The sequence below is a fragment of the Prosthecobacter sp. genome (genome assembly GCF_034366625.1).
Taxonomy (GTDB): domain Bacteria; phylum Verrucomicrobiota; class Verrucomicrobiia; order Verrucomicrobiales; family Verrucomicrobiaceae; genus Prosthecobacter.
In genome coordinates this window covers 283,148-296,386 of the sequence record NZ_JAXMIH010000006.1, presented here as the reverse complement: position 1 = coordinate 296,386, position 13,239 = coordinate 283,148, and the positions used below count along the sequence as shown (strand labels likewise).

General features: G+C 60.6%; 11 protein-coding genes. All 11 read left to right on the top strand.

The annotated features are described in order from the left end of the window. The first annotated feature begins 20 nt into the window (after positions 1-20). From U1A53_RS04145 to U1A53_RS04095, 11 genes are read left to right on the top strand one after another with little or no spacing between them, the layout of a single operon-like run. On the top strand, positions 21-1,070 hold the full coding sequence (locus U1A53_RS04145; protein WP_322279176.1) for a cellulase family glycosylhydrolase: 1,050 nt from the start codon (positions 21-23) through the stop codon (positions 1,068-1,070). A 30-nt stretch (positions 1,071-1,100) separates the two neighbouring features. Then, positions 1,101-2,393, top strand: coding sequence for a hypothetical protein (locus U1A53_RS04140; protein WP_322279175.1), 1,293 nt, complete (start codon positions 1,101-1,103; stop codon positions 2,391-2,393). 3 nt (positions 2,394-2,396) lie between these two features. Further along, positions 2,397-3,152: a sialate O-acetylesterase gene (locus U1A53_RS04135; protein ID WP_322279174.1), complete on the top strand. Its 756-nt coding sequence runs from the start codon at positions 2,397-2,399 to the stop codon at positions 3,150-3,152. A gap of 8 nt (positions 3,153-3,160) precedes the next feature. After that, positions 3,161-4,570, top strand: a complete 1,410-nt coding sequence (locus U1A53_RS04130; protein ID WP_322279173.1) for a DUF1501 domain-containing protein — start codon at positions 3,161-3,163, stop codon at positions 4,568-4,570. A gap of 3 nt (positions 4,571-4,573) precedes the next feature. Continuing rightward, positions 4,574-5,680, top strand: a complete 1,107-nt coding sequence (locus U1A53_RS04125; RefSeq protein WP_322279171.1) for a glycoside hydrolase family 99-like domain-containing protein — start codon at positions 4,574-4,576, stop codon at positions 5,678-5,680. A gap of 14 nt (positions 5,681-5,694) precedes the next feature. Then, positions 5,695-6,981 (top strand): hypothetical protein, encoded by a 1,287-nt coding sequence (locus tag U1A53_RS04120; protein ID WP_322279169.1) that lies wholly within the window; start codon positions 5,695-5,697, stop codon positions 6,979-6,981. A 40-nt stretch (positions 6,982-7,021) separates the two neighbouring features. Then, complete coding sequence (locus tag U1A53_RS04115) at positions 7,022-7,999, top strand: C-terminal binding protein (RefSeq protein ID WP_322279168.1); 978 nt, start codon at positions 7,022-7,024, stop codon at positions 7,997-7,999. A 15-nt stretch (positions 8,000-8,014) separates the two neighbouring features. Further along, positions 8,015-8,998: a hypothetical protein gene (locus U1A53_RS04110; RefSeq protein ID WP_322279166.1), complete on the top strand. Its 984-nt coding sequence runs from the start codon at positions 8,015-8,017 to the stop codon at positions 8,996-8,998. Beyond that, a complete protein-coding gene (locus tag U1A53_RS04105) occupies positions 8,977-11,457 on the top strand; it encodes a DUF1592 domain-containing protein (RefSeq protein WP_322279164.1) in 2,481 nt (826 codons plus the stop codon). Before U1A53_RS04110 ends, U1A53_RS04105 begins: the two co-directional genes overlap by 22 nt. Positions 11,458-11,487: 30 nt before the next feature. Continuing rightward, positions 11,488-11,916, top strand: a complete 429-nt coding sequence (locus tag U1A53_RS04100) for an SMI1/KNR4 family protein (protein ID WP_322279163.1) — start codon at positions 11,488-11,490, stop codon at positions 11,914-11,916. A gap of 9 nt (positions 11,917-11,925) precedes the next feature. Continuing rightward, positions 11,926-13,230, top strand: coding sequence for a DUF1552 domain-containing protein (locus tag U1A53_RS04095; RefSeq protein WP_322279162.1), 1,305 nt, complete (start codon positions 11,926-11,928; stop codon positions 13,228-13,230). Positions 13,231-13,239: the final 9 nt, after the last annotated feature.

Below are 13,239 nucleotides of genomic sequence, written 5' to 3'. Positions count from 1 at the left end.
GCGCCACTTTTGATAAAAGCATGAACTCTTCACACATCACCCGACGCCGCGCGCTGCAAACCCTGGCCGTCACCGCATTCGCCAGTGGACTCGCGCGTCTCGACGCGGCCACCGCAAAGCCCACACTGCACGCCTATCCTGACTACGGCTGGCTGCGCGGCTTCAGCATCATTCCGTCATGGGCGGCGCGAATCGAGGATGCGTGGTGGTTTTACGACGGCGCGAAAATGCGCGAGGAGGTGGCGCTGGCGAAGCAGGTCCATGCGAACTGCATCCGGCTGTGGATCGAGTTCACGGCGTGGATTCGTGATCCTGAAAAAGTCACAGCAAACTTCATGGATGCCGTCGCTGCCATCGCCGAGAACGGCATGAAGGTCATGCCATGCCTGTTCAATCGCTGGCACGACTCCAAGTTCGACTACGGCGGCACCTATGTGGAGAATTTGAAGCCCGGCTGGAACCAGCCTTTGGAGTATGTGAAGGCGCTCGTCACGCCGCTGGCGAAGGATGATCGCATCCTCATCTGGGATCTCTGCAACGAGCCGCTGGCGCATGATTTGAACAGCGACGCGAACAAGCGCGAGTTTGCCTGGCTCAGCGACATCGCGGCCACCGTGCGCGCCTGCGGTGTGCAGCAGCCCATCACCATCGGCACCATGAACGGCGGCAACATCGACACCTACGCGCCGATCATGGATGTGCTCTGCGGTCATCCGTATGATCGCGAACGCAAGGCGCTGGAGGCCAAGATCGTCAGCTACAAGGCGATCCAGCAGCGCCACGGCAAGCCCTTGCTCGTCAACGAAACCATCCCCGGCTGTCTCGACGACGCCACGCGGGCCGAAGTGGCGAAGTATTACACCACCCTGCTTAGCGAGGCGGGCTTCGGCTGGATGGGCTGGGCCTTGCGCGAAGGCATCGCCATCTCGACGCGTCGCGACCGCTACGATGGCAATGGCATCAATGGCCAGGGCTTCCACCCTTACTTCACCAAGGAGGGCAGGTTACGCGGCGGCCTCGAGTTCCTCACCGAAAAGCCCAAGTTCAGAGCACCATGGGAGAAGAATTAACCGACCATGGCCCGCTCTGAACCCACATTCATGCGCTGCATCATTCTGTTGTTGGCAGCGTTCGCGGCAATGATGTCGCATGCTGCTGCATTGCGCCCGGCACCTACCATCGAAGGCGAATCCGCCAACGCTGCCATCCAGGCCACGCTCGACAAAAACAACGCTGTGCATCTTCCAAAGCGTGCTGGGCCTTACGTTCTCGACGGCCCCATCATCCTTAAATCCGGCCAAAAGCTCACCGCAGACGCGGATACTGTGATCCAGCTCAAGCCCGGCACCAACACCTGCATGGTGCGCAACGAGCACATCGTCGGCTTTGCCGACAAGCCCGTGCCCGCCGATACGCAGCCCGATACTGACATCCAGATCGAAGGCGGCATCTGGACAACGTTTGGCGAGGGCAACACGCGCGGTCATTCCTCGAAGCAAGCGCATGTGCATGGCACGCATGGGGTCATCCTGCTGCAAAACGTCCGCCGCGTGACCGTGCGAAACATCACCGTGCGTCGGAGCAAGGCCTTCGCCGTGCATCTGGCAAACGCGCGCGACTTCACCGTCGATGGCGTCACGCTCGACGAGCACGGACGCGATGGCGTGCATGTGAACGGCCCCGCGAGCGACGGACTCATTCGCAACGTCAGCGGCATCTCGCACGATGACACCGTCGCGCTCAATGCCTGGGAATGGAAAAACTACGCGCCCAGCTTCGGAGCCATCCATCACATCGTCATTGAGGACGTTCGCGGTGCTCCCGATGGCATCCCGTCCGCCAACTCCATCCGACTGCTGCCCGGCGTGAAGCGTTTCAGCGATGGCACCATGCTGGATTGCCCCATCCACGACATCACGATCCGCCGCATCACAGACATCCGCGACTTCAAACTCTACGACCAGCCCAACCTCGAACTCGGCCGCGACAACGACTTCAGCGCTGGCGTAGGCACTTTAAAAAACCTCCGCTTCGATAATCTCATCTTCCACCGCCCCGGCAGCATCCAGGTCCACGCCAACACCAACGGCCTCGTTGTTTCCGACGTGAAACTCGGCTTCCCACCGCGCGACGACTTCCGCCTAATCGAACTCGGCCCGAAATCCGCGACCTACAAACACAAACCCAATGACCCGGCTACCTGGGTCGAAATATTCTCTCCCGACCTCAATTGCACCGTGCGCAATGTCGCCGTCACCGGCGTTCGTATCCGCGATGCCCAAACCGATCTGCACATCGACCAAATCGTCCGCGTCATCGAGCAAAAACCCAACCCTGACTACCCAAAGACCACGCCGAAAGGCGGAACCGGCAAAGCCATCTGGGTTCGTTAAACCATGAAACACCTCATTCTCCTCACACTCGCCCTCGTCTCGTTCGCTTCAGCAGCGGACAAGCCTTCGCATCTCTTCATCCTCTCCGGCCAGTCAAACATGGCTGGCATGGACCCGAAGCTCGGTTTCGAGCCGGAGGCGAAGAAACTCTTCCCCGACGCCGATGTGGCCTACATCAAGGTCGCGGCGGGAGGTCAGCCGATCCGTTACTGGGTGAGTGAATGGAACGACATCGCCACGAAGCACGGCGTCGATGTCACGCAGGCGAGGGCGAAGGATCAGGGTGCCAAAGCGACAGCGTTCTTTTATCCGCGTATCTTGAGCCAGTTCGCGGAGTTGCTCAAAGCGCACCCGAATCCGGCCTCGATCACCTTCTGCTGGATGCAGGGCGAGAACGACTCGAAAACCGGTCTGCACGCGCCTTATGCCGATGCCTTGAAGCAGCTCATCGCGAACCTGCGCCGCGATTTGAAACGCCCGGACATGAATGTCGTCATCGGCCGCATCAGCGATCATGAACGCATCAACCCGCCAGCGTGGAAGATCGTGCGAGAGGCCCAGGTCGAGGTCGCGAAGGGCGATGCGCATGGCGCGTGGGTCGATTGCGATGATCTCAACGACAAAGAAGTCAAAGGCGTGATGACCAATGACCTGCACTACACCAAACCCGGCTACGAACTCCTCGGCCGCCGCTTCGTGCGTCAGGCGAAGGCGCTCATCGAGGGCCAGAAGCCCGCCGAGAACGGACGCCCAGAATGAATCGATTTATGAACGCCCATCACTCACGTCGCTCCTTCCTTCAAACCGCCGCCGGTGGCATCGGCGGGCTGGCTTTGACCTCCATGCTCGCACGCGGCGCGCAGCCACATCACACGGCGAGGGCGAAGCGCGTCATCCAGATCTTCTGCCCCGGTGGCTTGAGCCATGTGGACACGTTTGATTTCAAGCCGGAACTGATCAAACGCGCGGGCAAGCCCTTTGATCCCGATGGCAAGTTGCAGTTCTTCGCGTCCAAGCCCGGCAACTGCCAGCCGAGCTATTACCCCTTCAAACAGCACGGCCAATGCGGACGCTGGGTGAGCGATTTGTTTCCCAAACTCGCCACGCATGTCGATGACATGGCCTTCATCTACTCCATGCAGAGCAAGACCGCGCTGCACGGCCCGGGCTGCTTCATGATGAACACCGGCCAGACACTGCCCGGCTTCCCCAGCATGGGCGCGTGGGTCACCTATGGCCTCGGCAGTGAGAGCGACAACCTGCCCGCCTTCGTCGTGCTGCCTGATCCACGCGGCCTGCCGCCCGGCGGTCCGATCAATTGGGGCGCGGGCTTTCTCCCCGCCGTGCATCAGGCGACCACGCTCGATGCCACGAACACCGAGCAACCCATCGCCGATCTTTTTCCGCCGAAGGATTTCAGTGGCACCGGTCGCGTGCAAGATCAGCAAACGCTCGCCTTCCTGCAAAAACTCAACCGCCAGCACGCGGCGCAACGCACCGCCAACACCGAACTCGACGCCCGCATCGCCGCGTATGAAATGGCCGCGCGACTCCAGCTCAGCGCCCCCGAAGTCACCAACCTCAGTGGCGAAACCGAACTCACCAAGAAGCTCTACGCCATCGATGATCCCGAGATCGGCCCTTTTGGCCGCCAATGTCTCATGGCCCGCCGACTCGCCGAACGCGGCGTGCGCTTCATTCAAATCTACTGCGGCGCAGAAAACACCACTGCGAAGAAAATTCGCCCCAATTGGGACAGCCACGAAGACCTCGTGCGCGACCACGGCTACTGGGGCGCAGTGCTCGACACGGGCGCGAGCGCATTGCTCGCCGATCTCAAATCACGCGGCCTGCTGGAGGATACGCTCGTCATCTGCACCACCGAGTTCGGCCGCCAGCCCGCCGCGCAAGGCAGCGGCAAAGGCCGCGATCACAACGCCGGAGCCTTCACCGCCTGGATGGCCGGCGGCGGCATCCAAGGTGGCACCGGCTACGGCACCACCGACGAACTCGGTTTCAAAGCCGTCGAAAACATCACCCACAGCTACGAACTCCACGCCACCGCGCTGCATCTGCTCGGCATTGACCACGAGAAGCTCACCTTCTACCACAACGGCCTCCAACAACGCCTCACCGGCCTCGAAGGGCATGGTGTCATTAAAGAACTCATCGCCTGATCCATGACTCGCCGCATCGCCACATTCAGCCTGCTGCTCGTGCCGCTGGCAGCACTGAACGCTGCCGATGACGCCCCCATCGTCGGAGCCATCCGCTGGGACGGCTGGTATGGCGATGGTGGCGTGGTGAAGGCTGTGGAGGCATCGCTGGGGCAGCCGAAGTATCATTTTCGCCTGCCGTGGTTCGCGCGTGTGATGGACGAAGGCAAGGTGAGCATCAATGGCGACTCGCAGGCCATCATGGAGCAGGAGATCGCGTATGCCGCGCTGGCGGGGCTGAACTACTGGGCCTTCGTGGACTATCTCGGTGAAGCGCCGGGCTTGAGCATCGGTTTGAATCGCTACCTCGCCGCGAAGGATAAGAAAGGCATTCGCTACTGCCTCGTCGAGGAAGGTGCGCGACTCGACAAAGCAGGCACGAAAGCCTGGAGCTGTATCGTGGAGCACTTCCGGAATCCTGATTACCAAACCGTGCTCGATAGCCGACCGCTGCTGTGTTTGTTCGGCAAGACCTCCAAGATCGGGAAAGCCGAGTGGGAGGAGTTGAAGCGCCAAACCATCGCCGCAGGCCTGAAGGCACCGTATCTCGTGCTCATGGGCTGGGAGGCAGAAAAAGACCGCGCGGCGCTCGGCTTCGATGCCATCTCCGAGTATGCCTGCTCGGGCAAAGGCTACACCACCGATCCTGAAACCTACGAGCGGCTCACGTCCCATTCGGTGAGTGAGAAGGTGTGGGGGAAATGGAAGCGCGAGCTTACCCCATGCATCACCTTTGCCACCGCAGGCTGGGACACGCGCCCACGCCAGGAGCGCCCGCCATCATGGTGCTCATGGGTCACGGCCACGCCCGACCCCACGCCATGGCATCAGCAAAAGCCTCTGATCGATGCCACGACCGCCACGCCGGATGAAATCGCAGCGCACGTCCGCGCAGCCATCGAGTGGACCCAAGCCAATCGCGATCTCAACCCCGCCAACGCCATCATCATCTATGCCTGGAACGAGCACGACGAAGGCGGCTGGCTCCAGCCCACGCTCGGTGACGATGGCAAGCCTGACGATGCACGCATCCAGTCGTTGGCGAAGGTTCTGCGTCCGTTTCCGCGATGAAATCGCTGCCCACCATGAAGCACACCCCTTCACTCCTCACGGCTCTGTTGGTCACGCTGACTCACAACCTCATTGCTGAATCGCTAGCGCGTCCTTTGTTCCGCGATTTCGTCGGCCTTTGCGGTCACACCGTGCAGTTCAAGCCAGATCTTTACCAGCCCGTGTGCCGCGTGGTGCGCGACTACCATCCAGTGAAGTGGGACCTCGCGAAGGACACCTCAGTCATGCCCGAGTGGCCTTTCGCGAAGAACCGCGTCTCATGGGAGCAGGTCTATCGCTCCTGGCATTACAAAGGCCTGCGCATCAGCGTCTGCCTCCAGTTTGATGACATGAAAGCGGCGAACTGGAAAGACATCGAGCGCGATGCCCACGCTTATGCGAAGGGCTTCGCCGGAAACTTCGGCCCTGGTGGCAAATATCCCTTCGTCGATTGCGTCGAGATCGGCAACGAGCCCGGCCACATCGACGACGCCACCTACCTGCGCATTTTCAAAGCGATGGCGGCCGGTCTGCGCGAAGGCAATCCCAAGCTCAAGATCGCCACCTGCAACACCGAGGCTGGCGGCAGTGACCGCTACTGGAAAGGCGCGGACATTTTCAAACCGCACCTGCCGATGATCGACGTGCTGCGCATCCATCGCTACGCCATCAAAGACGGCTGGCCCACCTGGAAGCGCAGCTATCCCGAAGACTCCACCGTGCCGTATCTCAGCAAGATTCAGGACATGATCGACTGGCGTGACAAGCACGCCGCAGGCCGCGAGATGTGGGTGAGCGAGTTCGGCTGGGATTGCAGCACGCAGAAGCCTGATCCGAAGGGCGACATGGCCAAGTTCATCACCTGCACCGATGACGAGCAGGCCATGTGGCTCGTGCGCAGCTACTTCCTATTTGCCGAGATGGGCATCGACAAAGCCTTCATCTTCTTTTTCAACGACGCCGACAAACCCGCCTTCCACGCCTGCTCCGGCGTCACGCGCAACTTCCAGCCCAAGCCCGCTTATCACGCCATCGCATGGATGCTCAAACACCTCGCCGACTACCGCTTCACTCGCGCCATTCACAAGTCCGAGCAGGACGGCTATCTCTTTGAGTTCACACCCGAGAAAGCAGACGCGCCGAAAATCCTCGCCGCATGGCATGCCACACATGAAAACGTTCCCATGGATCTTAAAGGCGCCCATGTCATGCGCTCCGAACGCATGCCCCTCATGCCTGCCATCACGCACGATGCTGGTGTAAAACCCGACGACACCACCGTGAGCGCCGGCACCAAACCCATCTTGCTCTGGGCCAAGTAACCACCTGCATCCGTCGCATTCCTCCCATCCTTCCCATTTCATGTCTCCCACCATCGCCATCATCGACTGGCGCACCGCCCCGCAGGGCGATGCGGAGTCCGCCATCGAAAAAGCCATCATCGGCAGTGCCGCAAAGGTCACGCGACATCTCTGCGACACTGACGCAGACTTGGATGACGAGATCGCCAGTGCGAACGCCATCATCATCTGGCACAACATGCCGCTCACGGCTCAAGGCATCGCCAAGCTCAAAAACTGCCGCGCCATCATCCGCAACGGCGTCGGCTTTGACAGCGTGGACATCGCCGCAGCGAGAGCGCGAGGCATCGCCGTATGCAACGTGCCGGATTACGGCACCGAAGAGGTCGCAGATCATGCCATCGCGCTCGCCATGGCCCTGTGCCGCCAAATCATGCCTCTTGATGCTGAAGCGAAACAGCTCGGATGGAACATCAAAGTCGGCCCAAAGCTCCGCCGTCTCAGCACGCTCACCTTCGGCATCGTCGGCCTCGGTCGCATCGGCACCGCGACAGCGCTGCGGGCGAAAGCGCTCGGCTTCCTCGTCATTTTCCACGATCCGTATCTGCCAAACGGCGCGGACAAAGCCGTGGGAGTCACACGCGTTCGCACGCTGGATGAACTCCTCGTCCAAACCGACGTCCTCTCGCTACATTGTCCGTTGAATGCCGAAACGCATCACCTCATCGCCGAGCGCGAGCTTGCACTGCTCAAACCGGGTGCCTTCGTCGTGAACACAGCCCGCGGTGCCGTCATCAAGAAAGCCGCCATCCTCGCCGCCTTGCGCGAAGGCCATATTGCAGGAGCCGGACTCGATGTGATCGAAGACGAGCCACTGCGCACTGCCGAAGAAGCTGCGGTGCCCAACCTCATCGCCACCTGCCACGCGGCGTTTTGCAGTGTGGAGTCGAAGATCGAGATGCGCAGCACGTCGGCCCGCATCGCGCTCGCAGCGGTGACAGGGCAGCCGCTGGAAAATGTGGTGAATGGCATCGTCTAAACTCCCTGTAACCCGATGAAGCTCGCGATCCCATTTCTCCTGTGTGCCTTGCTGGCGATGCGGCTCTCCGCCGAGGAGCGCTATCTCCTCGCTGCTGACAGCCAGGTCATCGAAATCAATCGCGCTGGCAAAGTCACTGACCTCCTCAAGCATCCCGGCCACGGCGGCATCTATGATGCCTGGCGTCTGCCGGATGGCGGCATCGCCTATGCACATCGCGGCGGACTGGCGGTGTTTGATGCGGCGAAGAAGCTCGTGCTGGATCACAAGGCGCGTGCTGGTGCCAAAGGCGCGGAGGCAAACAGCGTCGCCGTGCTGGAGGGCGGCGAGCAGTTTGCGCTCATGGATAGCGGCGTGAGCCAGATCCGCATCGTGGACCGCAGCGGAGCCGTCATGAGCGAAACTCCGCTGCCCGACCTCAAAGACGATCCACTGCATTTTCGCTATCGCATGATCCGCGCCGTGCCGGGAGAGAACGCCTTTTGGGTCGGCCAATACGGACGCAAAACGCTGCTCAAGGTCGAAACCAAGACCGGCAAACTTTTGCAAGGCATTGCGCTCAATCCGCTGCTGAAACCCACGCCCACTGTGAAAAAGGCCTTCGCCATGTTACAGCCGGGCGATGGCTCGTTGTTCGTCGCGACCTCCACCGGTTGTCAGTTGCTCCACATCGACGCAGCGGGCAAAACCAAGCATTGTTGGACCATCGAAGACCTCGGCCTTTCTTGTCGCTATCTGCTCGGCATGTCGCAGTCGAGCAACGGGCACGTCCTCATCGCCTGCGGTGACTTCCACCTCAAAACCGCTGACGAAGGCCGCGATCTCCTCGCCGAAATCACCACCGATGGCAAAGTCGTCTGGCGGCTGACGCGCGAACAGTTGGTGGATCAAATCGAAGGCAGCGTCGAGAAAAGCACCGGCATGGAGGAGATGCGCATCACCAACGTCCACGCCTACGACAGCGATCACCTCAACGAATGCCTCAACGTGAAACGATGAATCGCGCCCTCGTCATCCTCTGCGTTCTCCCCATCTCTGCGGTGCAATCTCAAACTGTGCCGCCCCAGATCGAGCAGAGCTGCATCGAGTGCCACGACAAGGAAACCGCCAAAGGCAGTCTCGATCTCACCGCGCTGAAGTTTGATCTCACCGATCACGCCACGCGCGAGCGTTGGATTCGCATCCACGACCGCGTCGAGAAAGGTGAGATGCCTCCGAAGGCCGAGGATTTGTCTGCGGAGCAACGTGCCGCCTTGGTGAAGTCGCTTGCCACCTCGATTCATGCAGTAGATCACGCCGAAGTCGTCGCGGATGGCCGCGGGCCGTTGCGGCGGATGAATCGCGACGAATACGAACAGAACCTCCGCGATGTCCTCCAGCTCCCGAGCCTCGACATCCGTGACATGCTACCCGAGGACCGCGAGGGGCATCATTTCAACAAATGCGCCGAAACGCTCGACATGTCGCGCGTGCAGCTCACGGCCTATCTTGATGCCGCCGAAGCTGCGCTGCGTGCGGCGATGTCCACCGAACCCAAACCGCCTGCGGTGACAAAGTTCCGCGCTGTAGGCACGAGTTTGTTCACGGATAAATCCACCTTTGGCGAGCGCGAAGCGATGTTCTTCGCCAAGGACAACCAAGCCGTCGATCCGAAGCAGCTCGATGCCATGCGCGACGATCCCACGCTCGAACTCGCGCTCTTTCGCTCCGCCCACTGGCCCTACTACGGCTACCCGAAGGGCTTCGTCGCGAGGCTGCCGGGAGAATACAAGGTGCGCTTCTCCGCGCGCGCCGTGTTGCAGTTGCAGGGCCATCAACTCAAGCCAGCCACTCAGCCGGTGCCGATGACTTTCCGTGCGCGCAAGCCCTCCGGCCCCGATGTGTCCGGCGATGTCCGCGCGACAGGCGGCATTATGGACGTGCCGCCGGAGAAAACGACCTTTGAGACGATCATCCGCCTGCTTCCTGGCGAGACCTTTGAATACAGCCTGCTCGGCCTGCCTGTGCCGCTCGCCCGCAATGTCAAAGGCGGCCCGCCAACCTATCGCTACCCGCCGTTTCCTGAAGGGGGACAACCCGGCGTCGCTTTTCAATGGCTCGAAGTCGAGGGACCGATCTCATCGGCAACATGGCCGCCACCATCGCATCGCGTGTTGTTCGGTTATTCGCCCACCCAAGACCCCAAAACGCTGCTGCGTCGCTTCGTGAAGCTCGTCGCACGCGAACCCATCGCTGAGGAGGCGCTGCAGACGTTCGATGCGCTCATCCAAAGCCGGCTCAATGAAAAAGCGCCGTTCAACGAGTCGATGCTGGCCGGTTACAAAGCCTTCCTCTGCTCCGGGCACTACTTGTATCTGCGGGAGCCGGAACGTGAAGACGATCATTTTGCCATCGCCTCACGTCTCTCGCATTTTTTGACGAATACTCGGCCCGATGCCGTCCTGAGCGAACTGGCGGCGAAAAAGCAGCTCCGTGAGAAAGAGGTGCTCAAACGTGAAACCGAGCGTCTCATCACCAGCAGCGGCTTTGAGCGCTTCATTCGAAGTTTCACCGACTACTGGCTCAATCTCCGCCACATCCGCCGCGACGAGCCGGACATCCGACTCTATCCCGAATATCGCTTCGATGATTATCTCGTCGAAAGCATGGAGATGGAAACACGCGCCTTCGTCACCGCGATGATTCGCGACAACCTGCCCGCCAAGGTGCTTGTGGATGCCGATTTCATCTTCGCCAACGACCGCCTGGCAAAACACTATGCGCTCCAGCCACTCAGCGGCTCGGCGATGCACCAGGTCACGCTGCCGAAGGACAGCCCGCTTGGTGGACTCCTGACGCAGGCCGCCATTTTGAAAGTCACCGCCAACGGCACCACCACCTCGCCCGTCGTGCGCGGTGCCTGGATCATGGAGCGCCTCATCGGCGAACCACCACCGCCGCCGCCCGCCAGCGTCCCTGCCGTCGAGCCGGACATTCGCGGTGCCAAAACCATCCGCGATCTGCTCGCCCTGCACACGAAATCCAAATCCTGCGCCGCTTGTCATGCGCGATTTGATCCGGTTGGCCTCGCGCTGGAAAACTTCGACATCCTCGGCGGCTGGCGCACGCGTTATCGCGGCCTGGAGGAAGGCGAGCGCATCACCGGCATCGACCGTGCCGGCCATGATTACGCTTACACGCTTGCCGCCCACGTCGATGCCAGCGGCAAGCTGCTGGATGGCCGCAGCTTCCAAAACATCCGAGATCTCAAGGCCCACCTCGCCTCCAATCCGCGCCAGCTCGCCCGCAATCTACTCCATCAATTCACGATCTACGCCACCGGCACACCCGTGCGCTTTTCGGATCGTCCAGAGATCGAGTTGATGCTCGATGCATGTGCGAAAGATGGCTATCGCGTTGGCGATTTGCTGCATGCGCTGGTGCAGAGCCGCATTTTTCTCGGAGGTCAGAAAGATTGAGGTGTGCTACCTCATTCAAGTCATACAGACATGACCATTATCGAACTCATTCAAGATGCCTCCGCTGCTTGGGATCGCCAGCCTCCAGCGACCGAAACCATGGTCGCTAAACTCGCCTCTGAATCAGGTTATAATCTGCCGGAGGATTATTTGACGTTCCTGCGCCAAACGAATGGCGGCGAAGGCGAATTGGGTGTTCAACCCGGCTGGTTTCAAATATGGAACGCTGAGGACGTGATTGAGTTTGGTGTTGGATATGAAGTTCCGAAATACGCACCCGGGTTCTTTGCCTTTGGTAGTAACGGAGGTGGTGAGATCTTGGCTTTTGACACCCGAAACGGCACTCCTTGGACTATTGTGGCATTGCCATGCATTGGACTGGAGCCTGATGAAGCGATGACGGTTGCTTCAAGTTTCAACGAGTTCGTGGCCCAGATGGGAAGAGTCTATCAAGAGTAACAAATCAGCATGAACTCCCCTCACATCGCCAAAAGCCTCCCGCGCCGCCGCTTCTTGCGCGGTGCGGGTGTCACGCTGGCTTTGCCGCTGCTGGAGTGCCTGATGCCGGTGTTTGCGCGTGGCGCGAAACCGCTGACACCGAAGCGCATGCTGTTGATCTCGAACAACCTCGGCGTGCTGCCGAAGCCATTCTTTCCGCAGGGCACGGGGCGTGATTACGAGTTGTCGCCCTACCTCTCGGCGCTCGCGGATTTCCGCAAAGACTTCACAGTGTTCAGCGGACTCTCGCATCCTGATGTGAATGGCGGGCACAGCACGGAGAACTGCTTCCTCACCGCCGCACGCGGGCCGACGAAGAGCGGGTTTCGCAATCAAATCTCCCTCGACCAGTTCGCGGCGGAGAAGCTCGGGCAAGTGACGCGATTCCCGACGCTGAACCTCGGCGTGAACATCGACAAGGCGAACCGCAGCCTCTCCTGGACACGCGATGGCGTGCTGCTGCCTGCCGAGGACAGCGCTCCCGCCTTGTTTCAGAAAATGTTCGTCCAGGGCGATCCTGCGGCGGTGCAAAAGCAGCTCCGTCGCCTCGAAGAACGCGGCAGCATCCTCGACACACTGCTCGATGACACTAAGCAGTTCAGCCGCAGCCTCGGCAGCGATGACAAGGCGCGGCTCGATCAATACCTCACCTCCGTGCGCGAGGTGGAGGAGCGCCTGCTCACCGCCCGCGAGTGGGAACTCAGGCCCAAGCCCGCAACGCAGCAGCCACCGCCCGCCGACATCCAGGACAAGAAGCTCTTCTTTGAAAAATTTGACCTCATGCTCGCCATGGCGCAGCTCGCGCTGGAGTCTGACAGCACGCGCATCGTCACGCTGATGGTCGATGCCTTTGCCACGCCGGTTTTCAAACTGCATCCCGATCAAAACACCACCGACGGCTACCACAACCTCAGCCACCACGGCCAGGCCGTCGAAAAAGTAAAACAACTTGAAGACGCCGACCGCCAGCAGATGGCGCTGCTGCACAAGCTCCTCCAAAACCTCGCCACCAAGCCCGATGGCGATGCGCGCCTGCTAGACCGCACGATGATCCTCTACGGCAGCAACATGGGCGACGCGAACACGCACGACAACACCAACCTCCCCATCCTCCTCGCCGGCGGTGGCTTCCAGCACGGCAAACACCTCGCCTTCAAACGCGATGCCAACACACCCCTGAGCAATCTCTTCGTCTCCATGCTTCAGCAGATGGGTGCGGAGGTAGATCAGTTTGGATCGAGCAACGGCTCACTGGCTGAATTCCAAACCGTCTGAGCCAGGCTC